The organism is Micromonospora sp. ALFpr18c (assembly GCF_008868155.1).
Classification (GTDB): Bacteria; Actinomycetota; Actinomycetes; order Mycobacteriales; family Micromonosporaceae; genus Micromonospora.
Map to the genome: position 1 here is coordinate 1 of NZ_WBKR01000036.1, position 15,327 is coordinate 15,327.

13 protein-coding genes and 1 pseudogene are annotated in these 15,327 nt (G+C 71.9%); 10 read left to right on the plus strand and 4 right to left on the minus strand.

The window, feature by feature from the left end:
• Positions 1 to 522: galactokinase family protein (locus F8271_RS09665; protein WP_305069475.1), on the minus strand; the 522-nt coding region annotated here is incomplete at its 3' end.
• Positions 519 to 1,502, minus strand: coding sequence for a UDP-glucose 4-epimerase GalE (gene galE / locus F8271_RS09670; protein ID WP_151489361.1), 984 nt, complete (start codon positions 1,500 to 1,502; stop codon positions 519 to 521). The genes F8271_RS09665 and galE, both read right to left, overlap by 4 nt.
• Positions 1,503 to 1,697: 195 nt before the next feature.
• Between galE and F8271_RS09675 the strand changes: the two are divergent.
• From F8271_RS09675 to F8271_RS09700, 6 genes and pseudogenes are all read left to right on the plus strand, one after another.
• Positions 1,698 to 2,714, plus strand: a pseudogene (locus tag F8271_RS09675) (hemolysin family protein); the annotation flags it as partial.
• Positions 2,715 to 2,867: 153 nt separating this feature from the next.
• The gene (gene trpS, locus F8271_RS09680; protein ID WP_151489363.1) at positions 2,868 to 3,893 is read left to right on the plus strand and encodes a tryptophan--tRNA ligase; all 1,026 of its coding nucleotides are present in this window, start codon (positions 2,868 to 2,870) and stop codon (positions 3,891 to 3,893) included.
• A 25-nt stretch (positions 3,894 to 3,918) separates the two neighbouring features.
• Positions 3,919 to 4,488, plus strand: a complete 570-nt coding sequence (locus tag F8271_RS09685) for a 2'-5' RNA ligase family protein (protein WP_225854345.1) — start codon at positions 3,919 to 3,921, stop codon at positions 4,486 to 4,488.
• A 79-nt stretch (positions 4,489 to 4,567) separates the two neighbouring features.
• Positions 4,568 to 5,491: a YhjD/YihY/BrkB family envelope integrity protein gene (locus F8271_RS09690; RefSeq protein WP_151489365.1), complete on the plus strand. Its 924-nt coding sequence runs from the start codon at positions 4,568 to 4,570 to the stop codon at positions 5,489 to 5,491.
• Complete coding sequence (locus F8271_RS09695; protein ID WP_151489366.1) at positions 5,491 to 5,877, plus strand: GntR family transcriptional regulator; 387 nt, start codon at positions 5,491 to 5,493, stop codon at positions 5,875 to 5,877. Before F8271_RS09690 ends, F8271_RS09695 begins: the two co-directional genes overlap by 1 nt.
• 81 nt (positions 5,878 to 5,958) lie before the next feature.
• Positions 5,959 to 6,396, plus strand: coding sequence for a hypothetical protein (locus F8271_RS09700; RefSeq protein ID WP_151489367.1), 438 nt, complete (start codon positions 5,959 to 5,961; stop codon positions 6,394 to 6,396).
• A 163-nt stretch (positions 6,397 to 6,559) separates the two neighbouring features.
• Here F8271_RS09700 and F8271_RS09705 read toward each other — a convergent pair whose 3' ends face one another.
• On the minus strand, positions 6,560 to 8,197 hold the full coding sequence (locus F8271_RS09705) for a glycoside hydrolase family 13 protein (protein ID WP_151489368.1): 1,638 nt from the start codon (positions 8,195 to 8,197) through the stop codon (positions 6,560 to 6,562).
• A gap of 192 nt (positions 8,198 to 8,389) precedes the next feature.
• Positions 8,390 to 9,475, minus strand: coding sequence for a LacI family DNA-binding transcriptional regulator (locus F8271_RS09710; RefSeq protein ID WP_151489369.1), 1,086 nt, complete (start codon positions 9,473 to 9,475; stop codon positions 8,390 to 8,392).
• A gap of 198 nt (positions 9,476 to 9,673) precedes the next feature.
• On the opposite strand from F8271_RS09710, the gene F8271_RS09715 reads away from it, so the two are divergent.
• Genes F8271_RS09715 through F8271_RS09730 form a run of 4 tightly spaced genes read left to right on the plus strand, consistent with a single transcriptional unit; the run spans position 9,674 to position 15,283 of the window.
• Complete coding sequence (locus F8271_RS09715; protein WP_151489370.1) at positions 9,674 to 10,921, plus strand: maltose ABC transporter substrate-binding protein; 1,248 nt, start codon at positions 9,674 to 9,676, stop codon at positions 10,919 to 10,921.
• Entirely contained in the window at positions 10,921 to 12,555 is a 1,635-nt protein-coding gene (locus F8271_RS09720) for an ABC transporter permease subunit (protein WP_151489371.1), read from the plus strand. Before F8271_RS09715 ends, F8271_RS09720 begins: the two co-directional genes overlap by 1 nt.
• A 5-nt stretch (positions 12,556 to 12,560) precedes the next feature.
• The gene (locus F8271_RS09725; RefSeq protein WP_151489386.1) at positions 12,561 to 13,475 is read left to right on the plus strand and encodes a sugar ABC transporter permease; all 915 of its coding nucleotides are present in this window, start codon (positions 12,561 to 12,563) and stop codon (positions 13,473 to 13,475) included.
• On the plus strand, positions 13,472 to 15,283 hold the full coding sequence (locus F8271_RS09730) for a glycoside hydrolase family 13 protein (RefSeq protein WP_151489372.1): 1,812 nt from the start codon (positions 13,472 to 13,474) through the stop codon (positions 15,281 to 15,283). The genes F8271_RS09725 and F8271_RS09730 overlap by 4 nt, the downstream gene beginning before the upstream one ends.
• Positions 15,284 to 15,327: the final 44 nt, after the last annotated feature.

Consider the following 15,327-nt stretch of genomic DNA (forward strand, 5'->3'; position numbering starts at 1 on the left):
GGTCGGCGCGCCCACGTAGACGTTCTCCGCCCGCTGTGCGAGCCGGGGCTGCCGTTCGGCGGGCAGGTCCAGCCCACCGAGGTCGAGCAGGGCGGCGAGGACGGCCGACTCCAGCGCGGCCGAGGACGACAGGCCGGCGCCCAGCGGCACGTCGGAGGCGATGGCCAGCCGGGCACCGGGGGCCGGGTGGCCCGCGTCGCGCAACGCCCAGACCACTCCGGCCACGTACGCGCCCCACCCGGTGACCCGACCCGGCTCGGCGACGTCGTCCGCGCCGAAGGTGATCGTCTCGCCGGAGAGCTCGGACCAGACCGTCCACTGCTCGCCGTCCTGCCGGTCGGCGGCGACCACGGTCCGCAGTGGCAGCGCGAAGGGCAGCACGAACCCGTCGTTGTAGTCGGTGTGCTCGCCGATCAGGTTGACCCGACCGGGAGCCGCCCAGCGGCCGGCCGCGTCGCCGCCGTACTGGCTGGTGAAACCCTCGGCGGCCCGCTCGGCGACGTCACCGGTGGGGTTGGTCATGACTGCTCCAGGACGTGCGCGCGGTAGAAGGCCCAGGCGTCGCCGACCATGTCGTGCAGGGTCGGCTTCTCGGGCACCCAGCCCAGCTCGTCGCGGGCCAGTGCGGAGGAGGCGACGAGTTCGGCGGGGTCGCCCTCGCGACGCGGGGCCACCTCGACCGGCACGGGTCGCCCGGTGACCTCGCGGACCACATCGACCACCTGGCGGTTGGTGAAGCCGTTGCCGTTGCCCAGGTTGTAGATCCGGTGCTGACCGCCGGCGGCGGCGTCCAGCGCCAGCAGGTGCGCGCGGGCGAGGTCGGCGACGTGGATGTAGTCACGGACGCAGGTGCCGTCCACGGTGGGGTAGTCGTCGCCGAAGAGCTGGAGCTTCTCCCGCCGGCCGGCGGCGACCTCCAGCGCGATCGGGATCAGGTGGGTCTCCGGGTCGTGCCGCTCGCCGAGCGAGACGTCGCCGTCGAGGTGCGCGCCGGCCACGTTGAAGTAGCGCAGCGAGACGGCGGCCAGCCCGTGCGCGATGGCCTCGGAGGTGAGCGCCATGTCGACGGCGAGTTTGGTGGCGCCGTACGTGTTGGTGGGCGCCTTGACCGCGGTCTCCGGGATGGGCAGCTCGGTGGGGTTGCCGTAGACGGCGGCGGTGGAGGAGAACACCATCCGGGGCACCCCGGCGGCCCGGACCGCGTCGATCAGGGCGAGCGTGCCGACGGTGTTGGTCTGCCAGTACAGCTCGGGCTTGACCATCGACTCGCCGGCGGCGATCAGGGCGGCGAAGTGCAGCACCCCGTCGAAGCCGGCGTCGGGGGTGACGATCCGGGCGGCGTCGTGGATGGACGCCTCGACGTGGGTCGCGTCGGGGGCGAGTGCCTCACGGTGGCCGGTGCGCAGGTCGTCCAGGACGACGACCTCGTGCCCCGCGTCGAGCAGCATCCGGGTCACCACGCTGCCGATGAAGCCGGCGCCCCCGGTGACGAGCAGTTTCACGTCGTTGCCTCCTGTTTCGACCCCACCCGGGACTGGCCCTTCGGTGATCACCCTACGGCCGCGGCGGGCACCCTCGCCGACCACGCCACCATCACTATTCCATCATAATCTCTCATGATTAAACAGACCCGCACATGACGGTCCGTCGTCCGCGAATCCCGGTGCGGGAGGCGAACGGTGTCTACCATCTCTGTCATGCGGGAAGCGGCCCGTACCGGGCTCCGGCGACGCGCGCGGGGGCGGCCCCGCCGCGACCCCGGCCCGCTCGCCCGGGCCGTCGCCCGCGTGCTGGTCCGCACCGCCGACGGGGCCAGCCGCCTCGTCACCGACCTGCTCGGCGCCGGTCCGGCGGCCGGCCGGGAACGCATCTCCGAAGCCGAACTGCGGGACCTGGTCGCGGCGAACACGGTGCTCGACCCGGACGAGCGGCGGATCATCGACGAGGTTCTGGTGGCCGGCGCCAGCCTCGTCCGCAAGGTGATGATGCCCCGCACCGAGGTGGTCTTCCTGCCCGCCCGGCTGACCATCGCCGAGGCCGCCCGGCTGGTCCGCGCCGAGACGCACACCCGCTACCCGGTCACCGACGGCACCCACGACGACGTGGTGGGTTTCGTGCACCTGCGCGACGTGCTGCTGCGCCCGGACGTCGACCCGTGCGTCACCGTCGGCGAACTGATCCGCGAGGTGAAACGGCTGCCCGGCAGCAAACGGGTGCTGCCCGCGCTGACCGAGATGCGCCGGGAGGGCCAGCACCTGGCGGTGGTGGTCGACGAGTACGGCGGCACCGCCGGGATCGTCACCCTGGAGAACCTGATCGAGGAGTTGATCGGCGAGATCCACGACGAGTACGACGCCGCTCCGGACCCGGTGCACGCCGGCCTGCCCACCGTGGTGGACGGTCGGCTCAACCTGTCCGACTTCGCCGAGCGGACCGGGGTGGTGCTGCCCGCCGGGCCGTACGAGACGGTCGGCGGGTTCGTGATGGCCGCGCTGGGGCGGCTGCCGGTGACCGGTGACGAGGTGTCGGTGCCCGGTGAGCCGGTCGACGTCGACGAGCCCGACCCACCGGCCGGCTGGTCGTTGCGGGTGGTGGCGCTGGACGGACGACGGGTGGCGCGCCTCGCGGTCTCCGCCGCACGGACCGCGGAGCAGCGGCCCGATCCCGCCGCCGTGCCGTCGCGCCAGCCCGGGGTGGGCCAGCCGCGGGATCCGCTGGCCGGGCAGCGGCGTCGGGCCTCGGTCGGGCCGACCCGCCGGGTCGACGCGGGGAAGCCGCACGAGGTCAACACGCCCACACCGGCGGGCCGCGGCCGACCCGCCGGCCCGTCATGACGGACCCGGTTGCTTGCTGACAGAATTATCGCCATGTCCGACGTTCCCGCCCGTCCCCGCGTCTTCTCCGGCATCCAGCCGACGGCCGACTCGTTCCACCTCGGCAACTACCTCGGCGCGGTACGGCACTGGGTGGCCCTGCAGGAGACCCACGACGCGTTCTACTGCGTGGTGGACCTGCACGCCATCACCGCGGGGCACGACCCGGCGCTGCTGCGCCAGCGGACCAGGGTGGCCGCCGCCCAGCTCTTCGCGGTCGGCCTCGACCCGGAGCGCAGCACCCTGTTCGTGCAGTCGCAGGTGCCCGAGCACCCGCAGCTGGCCTGGGTGCTCGGCTGCATCACCGGCTTCGGCGAGGCCAGCCGGATGACGCAGTTCAAGGACAAGTCGCAGAAGCAGGGCAACGAGAGGGCCAGCGTCGGGCTCTTCACCTACCCGATCCTGCAGGCCGCCGACATCCTGCTCTACCAGGCCAACGCGGTGCCCGTCGGCGAGGACCAGCGCCAGCACCTGGAGCTCTCCCGGGACCTGGCCCAGCGGTTCAACTCGCTGTTCGGCACGACGTTCACGGTGCCGGCACCGCACATCGTCAAGGACACCGCGAAGATCACCGACCTGCAGGAGCCGACGGCGAAGATGTCCAAGTCGTCGTCCTCGCCGGCCGGCATCATCGACCTCCTGGACGATCCGGCCCGCTCGGCCAAGAAGATCCGCTCGGCGGTGACCGACACCGGCCGGGAGATCGTCTTCGACACCGAGACCAAGCCGGGCGTGTCCAACCTGCTGACCATCCACTCGGCGCTCAGCGGGCGCGGCATCGACGAGCTGGTGGCCGCGTACGCCGGCCGCGGCTACGGCGACCTCAAGAAGGACCTGGCCGAGGTGGTGGCGGAGTTCGTCCGACCGATCCAGGAGCGCACCCGCACGTACCTCGACGACCCGGCGCAGTTGGACAAGCTGCTCGCCGCCGGCGCCGAGAAGGCCCGGGTGGTGGCGGGGCCGACGCTGCGGTCGGCGTACGAGCGGGTCGGGTTCTTCCCGCCGGTGCGCGGCGAATAGCGCCGCGGGACAGGTGGGCGGGTCGGTGGCCGAGAGGGCGGCGCGGAGCGTGGATCGCAGTGGCGGGGTGCCGCCCGCCGGCGACACCATCCAGATCGGCATCGCGGTGGACATCCCGGAGCCGTGGGGTGGCCACCTCACCCGGCGACGGGTCGAGGCCGGTGACCCGCTCGCGGTGCCCGCGCACGTGACGCTGCTCGGGCCGACCGAGATCCCGACGGCCAACCTGCCCGCCGTCGAGGAGCACCTGGCCGGCGTCGCCGCCACGCATCTGCCGTTCGCGCTGCACCTGCGGGGCACCGGCACGTTCCGCCCGGTGACGCAGGTGGTCTTCGTCGCGGTGGCAGCTGGGATCAGCGAGTGCGAACTGCTGGCGGCGGCCATCGCCGCCGCGCCGGGCCTGCACCGCGAGACCCGCTTCCCGTACCATCCGCACGTCACCGTGGCGCAGGACGTCGCGCCGGAGGCTCTGGACAAGGCGTACGAGGACCTCGCCGACTTCTCGGCGATGTTCGAGGTCGACGCGTTCACCCTCTTCTCGCACAGCGGACAGGCCCGGTGGCAGCCGCGTCGGGACTTCCGGCTCGGCGACTGAACGGCCGGCGACGCGCCGGTCGGCGAGCATCGGAAGCCGGTTGCCACTACGGCGGTGGGAGATCGGCGAGGATGATCGCGTGAACGTGATCGGCCAGATCGAGGCGGGCATCGACCGCTGGGTGAGTGCCGCGCGCGGCCGATCCGGCCTCTTCGACCACGTGTGGCGCGCCGGAACGCTCTACGCCGAGGTGCTCGCCGGGCGGCTGGCCGCGGCGATCGCCTACTACGGCTTCTTCGCGGTCTTCGCGCTCGCTCTGGTCGCGTACTCCATCTTCGGCGCGATCCTGGAGGACAACGACGAGGTCAGTACGGCGGCGGCCGGGTTCCTGAAGGAGAACCTGCCGTTCCTGGACGCGCAGCAGATCGCCAACTCCAGCGGCACCGTGGGCGTGGTCGGTCTCGTCATCCTGGTCTTCACCGGCATCGGTTGGGTGGAAGCGATCCGCTCCTCCCAGCGGCTCATGTACGCCCTCAACCAGCAGCCGGGCAACCTCGTGGTCCGGCGGCTGGTCGACCTGGGCGTGATGATCGGCGTCTTCGTGCTGCTCGGCCTCTCGGTGGCGGCGGTGGACGCGTTGGAGTCGTTGCTGCGTTTCCTGCTGCGCAGCACCGGGTCGGTCGGCCTGACCACGATCAGCGCCGTGCTCAGCGTGCTGGTCAACGCGGTCCTCGCCACCGCGCTGCTGCTCGCGGTGCCCCGGCTGCGGATGAGCCGGTCCCGGCTGCGCCCGGTGGTGCTGCTGGTCGCCGTCGGCATCACGCTGCTCAACACGGTCGGGCGGTACTACGTGGTACGCACCGAGCGGAACCCGGCGTACACGGTGGTGGCCGGCGCGGTCGGTCTGCTGCTCTACCTCTACCTGCTCAACCAGTTGGTGCTGTTCGGGGCGGCGCTGCTCGCGACCAGCACGAAGGGGCGGGTGGTGGACCTGGCGGAAGGTGCCCCGCCGGTGGATCTCGACGAGGACACCGACCCCGGGGCACCGGGCGGTGCGGGCTGATGGCGGACGGTGCGCAGGTGCTGATCACGGTCGACCCGGACTCGTCGGTGCCCCCGTACGAGCAGGTGCGGGTGCAGCTCGCCGGGCTGATCGGCGACGGCCGGTTGCCGGTGGGCAGCCGCCTGCCCACCGTCCGGCAGCTCGCCGCCGACCTGCGGCTGGCCGCGAACACGGTGGCGCGGGCGTACCGGGAGTTGGAGACGGCCGGCCTGCTGGAGACCCGGGGGCGCAACGGGACCTTCGTCGCGCCCGGCCGGGACGACGCGGTCGACCGGCTGCACCGGTCGGCGGCCGGCTACGCGGCGGAGGCGGCCCGGCTGGGCGTACCGCCCGCCACCGCGCTCGCCCTGGTCCGTGCCGCCCTGGACGCGACCCGTCCCGGCTGACCGGCCCGAGAACCCCCGCCGGACGGGCGGTACTGCCGCGAACCGCGTCCGACACTCGCGTTTGCGGACCATGATGAGCCGGTGGGCGCACTCATGACACTGGACCTGCCGGCCGACTCGCCGATGCTCGGCCTGCCGTGGATCATCACTTTCGGTCCGCTCGGTGACCTCGACGAGTGGGAGCCCGTGGTCTGTGGACCGTACGAGCGACCGCACGCGTTGGCGCTGGCCGAGGCGGTGGTGGCCGATGAGCAGCTGATGGCCGTGGTGGAGCCGCTGCTGCCGGCGCTGTCGGCCGACGAGATCCGCAGCGAGATCGCCGCCGCGCAGGTCGCCGCCGAGGACGAGGCGCGTCAGGTCGAGGGAGCCGACCTGTACGGCGACTTCGAGGACGTGATCGACGAGGAGTTGGACGCCGCTGCCGACGAGGCGGGCCACGGCGAGCCCACCGAGCCGCCGAACGAGGCCGAGGTCCGCGCCGGCTTCACCCGGATCGCGGCGCTGCTCACGGCGAAGTGACGCTGGTCGGCACCCAGCGCCGCGCAGACGGACACCGGCGCCGCGCGGAGCGGACTCCGCGTGGCGCCGGCACCACCTCACCCCCCACCACAAGGGGCCGGTAGCCCAGTCGCCCGTTGGCGCGGGGCACGACGGACGACCAGGTCGAGAACGGGTTACCCGCTCAGCGGCGTTCCAACCAGACGGCCGCGTCAACCGGCAGCAGATGGCCGGAGCCCTCCCCGGTCAGCGCCGCGCTGGCGACGACCGGCTGGCCGTACCCGTCGATCAGGACCGGCGCCCCGCTCAGGTTGACCACGCAGGTCAGCACGGTGTCGCCGGCGGCGCGGGAGAAGGCGAGCACGCCCGGCCCGGTCTCCAGCCAGGTGATCCCGCCGGCGTCGGCGGCCAGCGCCGGGTGGTCGTGACGGATGCGCAGCGCGGCCCGGTACAGCTCCAGCGTCGAGCCGGGCACGCCGGTCTGCGTGGCAACGGACAGGGCCTGCCAGGTGGAGGGTGCGGGCAGCCAGCTCAACTCGCTGCCGGCCGGCCCGAAGCCGTACGGCGCCAGGTCACCGGTCCACGGGATCGGCACCCGGCAGCCGTCGCGGCTCTCGCCGGTGCGCAGGAACGCGGGGTCCTGGCGCAGCTCGTCGGGGAGGTCGAGCACCTCGGGCAGGCCCAGTTCCTCGCCCTGGTAGAGGTACGCGCAACCGGGCAGGGCGAGCATCAGCAGGCTGGCCGCGCGGGCCCGACGCAGCCCTTCGGGGCCGTCGCCGTAGCGGGTGACGTGGCGCTGTTTGTCATGGTTGGACAGCACCCAGGTGGTCGGTGCGCCGACCACCGCCGCCTCGGCCAGCGCGGTGTCGATCACCTTGCGGAACGAGTCGGCCGACCAGGTGGCGTCGAGGAAGTCGAAGCTGAACGCCTGGTGCAGTTCGTCCGGGCCGATGTAGCGGGCGAGCCGTTGCGGGGTCTCGGCCCACGCCTCGGCGACCGCCATCCGGCCGCCGGGGTAGCTGTCCAGGATGGGTCGCCAGGCGCGGTAGATCTCGTGCACCTCGTCCTGGTCGAAGTAGGGCAGCCGGCCCCTGCCGAGCAGTTCCACCTGGCGCTGGCCGGTGGTCAGGATGCCGAAGCCGACGTCCGGCAGCCCTTCGGCCTTGATCATGCCGTGGGCCACGTCGATCCGGAAACCGTCCACGCCCCGGTCCAGCCAGAACCGCAGCACGTCCTCGAACTCGGCGCGGACCTCCGGGTGGCGCCAGTTCAGGTCCGGCTGGGCCGGGTCGAACAGGTGCAGGTACCACTGGCCGTCGGCGACGCGGGTCCAGGCCGGCCCGCCGAAGATGCTCTCCCAGTCGTTCGGCGGCAGCTCACCGTGCGCGCCCCTGCCGTCGGCGAAGAGGTAGCGGGCCCGCTCCGGTGAGCCGGGGCCGGCGGCGAGGGCGTCGACGAACCAGCGGTGCGCGCTGGACGTGTGGTTGGGCACCAGGTCGACGATGATCCGCAGGCCGAGGGCGTGCGCGTCGGTGATCATCGCGTCGAAGTCGGCGAGGGTGCCGAACATCGGGTCCACGTCGCGGTAGTCGGCGACGTCGTAGCCGCCGTCGACCATCGGGGACGTGTAGAAGGGGGTCAGCCAGAGCGCGTCCACCCCGAGGTCGTGCAGGTACGGCAGGCGTTGCCGGATGCCCTGGAGGTCACCGACACCGTCGCCGTCGCTGTCGGCGAAGCTGCGGACGTACACCTGGTAGACGACCGCGGCGCGCCACCAGTCGTCGTCGGCGGTGCGGTGCGGGGTGGTGGTGCTGGCGGTCATCGGTTGGCGTTCCCCGTCTGTGTCGGGCCGGCGCGGTGGCACCCGTTGCGGTGCGGCCGGCGGCCCGCGCGGGTGTCTCAGCAATATGCCGGCCAAGCGCTGCAAGAGTCAAGCAGTTCTTGCGCAAGGAATGGCGGCCCGATGCGGCCGCAGTTCGGCCCCTGGTGTCCCACCAGACGGGCGGGCCGGCGGTCAGGCCGAGACGGCGAGCGCCGACGAGCCGCCCCGGCGCCGGTTCGACCCGCCCGCGCCGTGGCGGGCGTCGGCCGGGGCGACCGCGGTCGAGCCGCGCACCACCAGCTCCGGGCGGAACAGGTACTCGGAGTGCGGTGCGCCGTGCCCGTTGATCTCGTCCACCAGGGCCCGGACCGCGGCCACCGCCATCGCGATCACCGGTTGGCGCATGGTGGTCAGCGGCGGGTCGGTGAAGGCCATCAACGGCGAGTCGTCGTACCCGACGACGGAGAGATCGCCCGGAACGGTCAGGCCCCGTTGGCGTGCCGCCCGGACCGCGCCGAGCGCCATCAGGTCCGAGCCGCAGACCACGCCGGTCACGCCCCGGTCCAGCAGCCGGCCGGCCGCCGCCTCGCCACCCTCCACACCAAACAGCGACAGCTCGGCGAGCGGGCCGAGATCGGCCTCGGCGACGCCGGCCAACCGGGTCATCGCGGCACGCCAGCCGGCCACCTTGCGCTGCACCGGGACGAACCGGTCCGGGCCGGTGATCAGGCCGATCCGCCGGTGTCCGAGTGCGACGAGGTGGGCCACGGCCAGCTCGGCGGCCTCCCGGTCGTCGCAGGAGACGAAGGGCGCGCCGATGCCCGGCACGTACCCGTTGATCATCACGACCGGCAGCGGCCGGGCGATCAGCGCCCGGTAGCGGTCGTGGTTGGCGGCGGTGTCGGCGTGCAGGCCGGACACGAAGACGATGCCGGAGACCTGCCGGTCCAGCAGCATCTCCACGTACTCGTCCTCGGTGACGCCGCCGGCGGTCTGCGTGCAGAGCACCGGTGTAAACCCACTCTGCGCCAGGGTCGACTCGATGACCTGGGCGAAGGCGGGGAAGATCGGGTTGTCCAGCTCCGGCACCACCAGGCCGACCAGTCCGGCGCTGCGCTTGCGCAGCCGGGCCGGGCGCTCGTAACCGAGCACGTCGAGGGCGGTGAGGACGGCCTGCCGGGTCTCCGGGGCCACGCCGGGGCGGTCGTTGAGCACCCGCGACACCGTGGCCTCGCTGACTTCGGCCTGCTGGGCGATGTCGGACAGTCGAGCGCGCATGGCGGCACTTTAGCCCACCGGCAAGTTCTTGCGGGGCTCTCTGCAAGCCCTTCCATCATCTGCAACGTCTTGCTAACGTCCCCGCAACATACGAGAGCAGCGGCGCAGTTCTATGCGCCGGATGGCAAGAACTTCCAGAGGTTCCCACTGGCGGGCCGCCCTTCCCCCGGCGGACCCGCCATGACGACAGGAGTACCGATGCGCATCCGTACCGCGGGTGTGGTCGCCCTCTTCGCCCTGGCGCTCGCCGCCTCCGGCTGTGGCGGCGACAGCGACAAGCCGGCTGCGAAGGAGTCCCCCAAGGCCGCCGGCGGCAAATTGGTGATCTGGGCGGACGACAAGCGGACCGCCGCCCTGAAGCCGTTCGCGGAGAAGTTCGGCACCGAGAACGGCGTCACCGTGGAGGTCCAGGCCGTCAGCAAGGACCTGCAGACCAACTTCGTCACCGCCTCGCAGCAGGGCAGCGGCCCGGACGTGGTGGTCGGCGCGCACGACTGGATCGGCAACCTGGTGCAGAACGGCGCCATCGAGCCGGTGCAGCTCGCCGCCGCGCAGAAGAGCGCGTTCAACGAGACCGCCATCAAGGCGGTCACCTTCAACGGCCAGCTCTTCGGCGTCCCGTACGCGCAGGAGAACCTGGCGCTGATCCGCAACACCGAGCTGGCCCCCGAGGCGCCGAAGACCATCGAGGACCTGGTCGCCAGCGGCAAGAAGCTCAAGGCGGAGAAGAAGGCCACCGAGACGCTCTGCCTCCAGGTCGGCCAGAACGGCGACGCGTACCACATCTACCCCCTCTACACCTCGGCCGGCGGCTACCTCTTCGGCGCCGCCGCGAACGGTGACTACGACCCGAAGGACCTCGGTGTGGGCAAGCCCGCGTCGATCGAGGCGTTCAAGAAGATCGGCGCGCTCGGCGAGAAGGGCGAGGGTGTGCTCAAGCGCTCCATCGCGGACACCAACTCGATCGCCACCTTCACCGGCAAGAAGTGCGCGTACCTGGTCTCCGGCCCGTGGGCGGTCGCCGACGTCAAGAAGGCCAACATCAAGTACGACATCTCCGCCATCCCCGGCTTCGCCGGCGGCAAGGAGGCCCAGCCGTTCGTGGGTGTCCAGGCGTTCTACGTCGCCGCCAAGGGCAAGAACAAGGCGCTGGCGCAGGAGTTCGTCGCCAACTACACGACCACTCCCGAGCTGGCCGTCGCGCTGTACAACGCCGAGCCCCGGCCGCCGGCGCTGACCGCCGCCCTCGACCAGGTCAAGGGCAGCGACCCGGACCTGGCCAAGTTCCAGGAGGCCGGCAGGAACGGCCAGGTGCTCCCGGCGATCCCGGCGATGGCCGCCATCTGGGACCCGTTCGGCAAGGCAGAGGCCGCCGTCATCGGTGGGGCCGACCCGACCAGCACCATCACCGCCGCCGGCAAGACCATCTCCGGCCAGATCAAGTAATGAGTACGCCGCTGTCCGGCCCGGGGTCTGCCACGCAGACCCCGGGCCGGGGGCCTGTCGACTCCCGGCCCCCGCGCTCCCGCGCCGCGCACCACGCGCCGATCACCCTGTCCGGCCTCGTCGGCAAGGTGCTCCTGCTCGGCCTGACCGCCGGAATCGCGGTCTGGGCGGCCTTCCCGCTCATCGACGGCGAGAAGTGGGCCGGCCTGGCCCTGTTGGCGGCGACCACCGCCGGCCTGTTCTACCTGTACCTCACCCGCCGGCACATCCCGGCTAAGTACCTGGTCCCGGGCACCCTGTTCCTGATCGCCTTCCAGGTCATCCCGGTGCTCTACACGGCCAGCACCGCCTTCACCAACTTCGGTGACGGGCACCGGGGCAGCAAGGACGAGGCGATCGTCGCGATCCAGACCTCCTCGGTCACCCAGCTGCCCGGCTCCACGGAGTACGCCCTGTCGGTCGCCACCAAGGGCGACCCGGCCACCGGCCCGCTCGTCTTCCTGGTCACCGACCCCGCCACCGGAACGGTCTCCGCCGGCGACACGGGTGGGCTGCGCCAGCTCGACGCCGACGACGTCGCCGTCGCCACCGGCGGCAAGGTCACCGCCGCCGACGGCTACACCGTGCTGAACTTCGGCCAGGCCAGCGCCCGCAGCAAGGAGATCACCGACCTGGTGGTCCCGACCGCCGGCGGCGCACTGCGATCCAGCGGCCTGTCCCGCGCGTACGAGGGCAAGGCGGTGCGGGCGTACGAGGCCGGCTGCGACTGCGTCCGGGACACCGCGACCGGGCAGACCTGGACCGCCGACGAGGAGGTGGGCGCCTTCGTCGCCGCCGACGGCGAGCGTCTGGCCCAGGGCTGGAAGATCAATGTCGGGCTGCGCAACTTCACCCGGGTGCTCACCGACGAGAACATCTCCGGCCCGTTCCTCGGCACCCTGATCTGGAACTTCGCCTTCGCCATCGGCTCCACCGGCGGCACGTTCCTGCTCGGCATGCTCATCGCGCTCGTGCTGCACTCGCCCCGGATGCGCGGCACGAACCTCTACCGGGTGCTGCTGGTCCTGCCGTACGCCATGCCGTCGTTCGCGATGCTGCTGGCCTGGCGGGACATGTTCAACGCCGACTTCGGGCTGATCAACAACCTGTTCGGGCTGGACGTGGACTGGTTCGGTCAGCCGTGGACGGCCCGTTTCGCGGTGATCCTGGTGCAGCTCTGGCTCGGCTACCCGTACATGTTCCTGGTGGCCACCGGCGCGCTGCAGGCCATCCCGCGCGAGCTGACCGAGGCCACCTCGGTCGACGGGGCATCGCCCTGGCAGTCCTTCCGCGCGGTCACCCTGCCACTGCTGCTGGTCGCGCTGTCGCCGCTGCTGATCTCGTCGTTCGCGTACAACTTCAACAACTTCAACGCGATCTACCTGACCACCGAGGGTGCGCCCTTCCCGGCCGACAACCCGACCAACGGCGCCACCGACCTGCTGATCACGTACACCTACCGGCTCGCCTTCGGCGGGCAGGGCGCGGAGTTCGGTTTCGCGGCCGCGATCTCGCTGTTCATCTTCGCCATCGTCGCCGTGGTCTCGACGGTCGGCTTCCGGCGGACCCGCAAGCAGGAGGAGGTGTATTCGTGACCACCCTGAGCGGGGCCGCGGGTACCGGCGACAGGCCCGCAGTCAACCGTAACGTCACCGGCCGGCGGCGCAACCGCTGGTTCGCGCAGGTCGGCTGGCGGCACCTGGTCGCCGTGCTCGGCGTGCTGTTCAGCCTTTTCCCGATCGTGTTCGTGCTGTCCGCCGCACTCAACCCGCTCGGCACGCTCTCCACCACCGAGCTGGTGCCGACCGGCGGGGTGTCGCTCGGCAACTTCAGCGGGCTGTTCGAGCGGACCGCCTTCGAGCGGTGGTTCCTCAACTCGCTGCTGATCGCCGGGGTGGCCTCGTTCGCGTCGGTGTTCCTGTCCGCGCTGGCCGCCTACGCCTTCTCGCGGATGCGGTTCCGCGGCCGGCGGGTGGGTCTGCTCTCGCTGCTGCTGATCCAGATGTTCCCGCAGTTCCTGGCGATCGTGGCGATCTACCTGATCTTCGGCACGATCACCGACCTGTGGCCGTCGATCGGCTTCAACACCCCGTGGGGCCTGCTGCTGCTCTACATGGGTGGCGCGCTCGGCGTGAACACCTGGCTGATGAAGGGCTTCTTCGACACCCTGCCCCGGGAGCTGGACGAGTCGGCGACCATGGACGGGGCCTCGCACGCCCAGGTCTTCTTCCGGATCATGCTGCCGTTGGTGGCGCCGATCCTGGCGGTGACCGGTCTGCTGGCGTTCATCGGCACCATCAACGAGTTCCTGATGGCCAACGTGTTCCTCACCAGCACCGACTCCAAGACCCTCGCGGTCGGCATGTACGGCATGTTGCAGGGCAACGAGCGCAACAACAACTTCGGCATCTTCGCGGCCGGCACCCTGCTCACCGCGATCCCGACCGTGCTGGTCTTCCAACTCCTGCAGCGCTACATCGTGTCCGGCCTGACCGCCGGAGCGGTCAAGGGATGAGCATGCGGCAGCCGCACCACGACGGATCCGCCCGCTACGTCCCGCAGCAGGAGCCGGTGCTGGGGGAGACGGTCGACGTCTTCGTCCGGGTGCCGGTCGGCGCGGACGTCGGGCAGGTGCACGTCCGCACCACCGGTGACGGTGAGCCCCGCTTCCGGGAGGCCACCGTGGACCGCGTCGAGGGCGACACCGTCTGGTGGCGGGCCGAGGTCGAGGCCCGTAACCCGGTGAGCAACTACCGTTTCCTGCTCTCCGGTCGGCGTGGCCCCACCTGGTTGACCGCGGCCGGCGTGGTCGACCACGACGTGCCCGACCATGGTGACTTCAAGCTGGTCACGTACGCCGCGCCGCCAGCCTGGGCACGGGACGCCGTCATCTACCAGATCTTCCCGGACCGGTTCGCCCGATCTGCGGGCGCCGACGCCCGACCGCTGCCGGACTGGGCGATCCCGTGCGACTGGGACACCCCGGTGATCGGGCGGGGCCCGGAGACCCCGCACCAGTTCTACGGCGGTGACCTGGACGGGATCACCGAGCGATTGGACCATCTGGACCGGCTCGGCGTGAACACGGTCTACCTGACCCCGATCTTCCCAGCCCGGTCCAACCACCGCTACGACGCCGCCAGCTTCGACCGGGTCGATCCGCTGCTCGGCGGGGACGCCGCGCTGGCCCGGCTCGCCGACGCGGTACGCGCCCGGGGCTGGCGGCTGCTCGGCGACATCACCAGCAACCACACCGGGGACGGTCACGACTGGTTCAGCGCCGCGTCCTCGGACGTGCACGCCGCCGAGCGGGAGCTGTACTACTTCGACGAGGCCGGCGACTACGAGTCCTGGAACGGCGTCAAGTCCCTGCCGAAGCTGAACTGGGGCAGCGCCGAGCTGCGTCGCCGCTTCGCCACCGTGCCGGACGCGGCACTGCGCCGCTGGCTGCGCCCGCCGTACGGGCTGGACGGGTGGCGGGTCGACGTGGCGAACATGACCGGCCGGCGGGGCGCCGACGCGTACACCCACGAGGTGGCGGCGCTGCTGCGTTCGGTGGTCGTCGACGAGCGCTCGGACGGCCTGCTGATGGCCGAGCACGGCCACGACCACACCGGCGACCTGGACCGTGACGGCTGGCACGGCACCATGAACTACGTCGGCTTCACCGACCCCGTCTGGTCCTGGCTGCGGCACGGCGACCAGCCGGTGCCGAACTTCCTGGGTACGCCGGGCGGGGTGCCCCGCCGCGACGCGGGCACGGTGCTGGCGACCATGGGCACCTACCGTTCACTGATCTCCTGGCGCTCGTACGTGCACTCCTGGCAGCTGCTCGGCTCGCACGACTCGGCGCGGATCCGGACGGTGGTCGGTGACGCGGCCCGGCAGGAGGTGGCCGCCGGTCTGCTCGCCACGATGCCGGGCACCCCGATGATCTTCGCCGGGGACGAGCTGGGCCTGACCGGCACCAACGGCGAATCCTCGCGTACCCCGATGCCGTGGCACCGGCCGGACGCCTGGGACACCGGCACGTTCGCGGCGTACCGGGCGCTGATCGCGCTGCGCCGCGGTGAGCCGGCGCTGCGCCACGGCGGTCTGCGCCGGCTGCACGACGACCCGGACACGCTGGTCTTCCTTCGCGAGGCGCCGACCGGCGCCGTGCTGGTGCTGGCCCGGCGGGCAGCCGGTGTGCCGGTCCGGTTGGCCGGGTTGCCGGCCGCCGAGAACGTGTACGGCGGAGCGCCCGCGCTGCGGCCCGGCCCGGACGGGGCGGTGACCCTGCCCGGTGACGGCCCCACCTTCCAGGTCTGGCGGTGGGGCTGAGCGGTGGTGACGCGCCGACCACCGGACCCCCTACTACAAACCGT

What these genes read in the sequence shown, in the direction of transcription:
- F8271_RS09705 (WP_151489368.1), bottom strand. Translation starts at nt 8,197, where the DNA reads ATGACCGCCAGCACCACCACCCCGCACCGCACCGCCGACGACGACTGG.
- trpS (WP_151489363.1), top strand. Translation starts at nt 2,868, where the DNA reads ATGTCCGACGTTCCCGCCCGTCCCCGCGTCTTCTCCGGCATCCAGCCG.
- F8271_RS09730 (WP_151489372.1), top strand. Translation starts at nt 13,472, where the DNA reads ATGAGCATGCGGCAGCCGCACCACGACGGATCCGCCCGCTACGTCCCG.
- F8271_RS09720 (WP_151489371.1), top strand. Translation starts at nt 10,921, where the DNA reads ATGAGTACGCCGCTGTCCGGCCCGGGGTCTGCCACGCAGACCCCGGGC.
- F8271_RS09715 (WP_151489370.1), top strand. Translation starts at nt 9,674, where the DNA reads ATGCGCATCCGTACCGCGGGTGTGGTCGCCCTCTTCGCCCTGGCGCTC.
- F8271_RS09710 (WP_151489369.1), bottom strand. Translation starts at nt 9,475, where the DNA reads ATGCGCGCTCGACTGTCCGACATCGCCCAGCAGGCCGAAGTCAGCGAG.
- F8271_RS09695 (WP_151489366.1), top strand. Translation starts at nt 5,491, where the DNA reads ATGGCGGACGGTGCGCAGGTGCTGATCACGGTCGACCCGGACTCGTCG.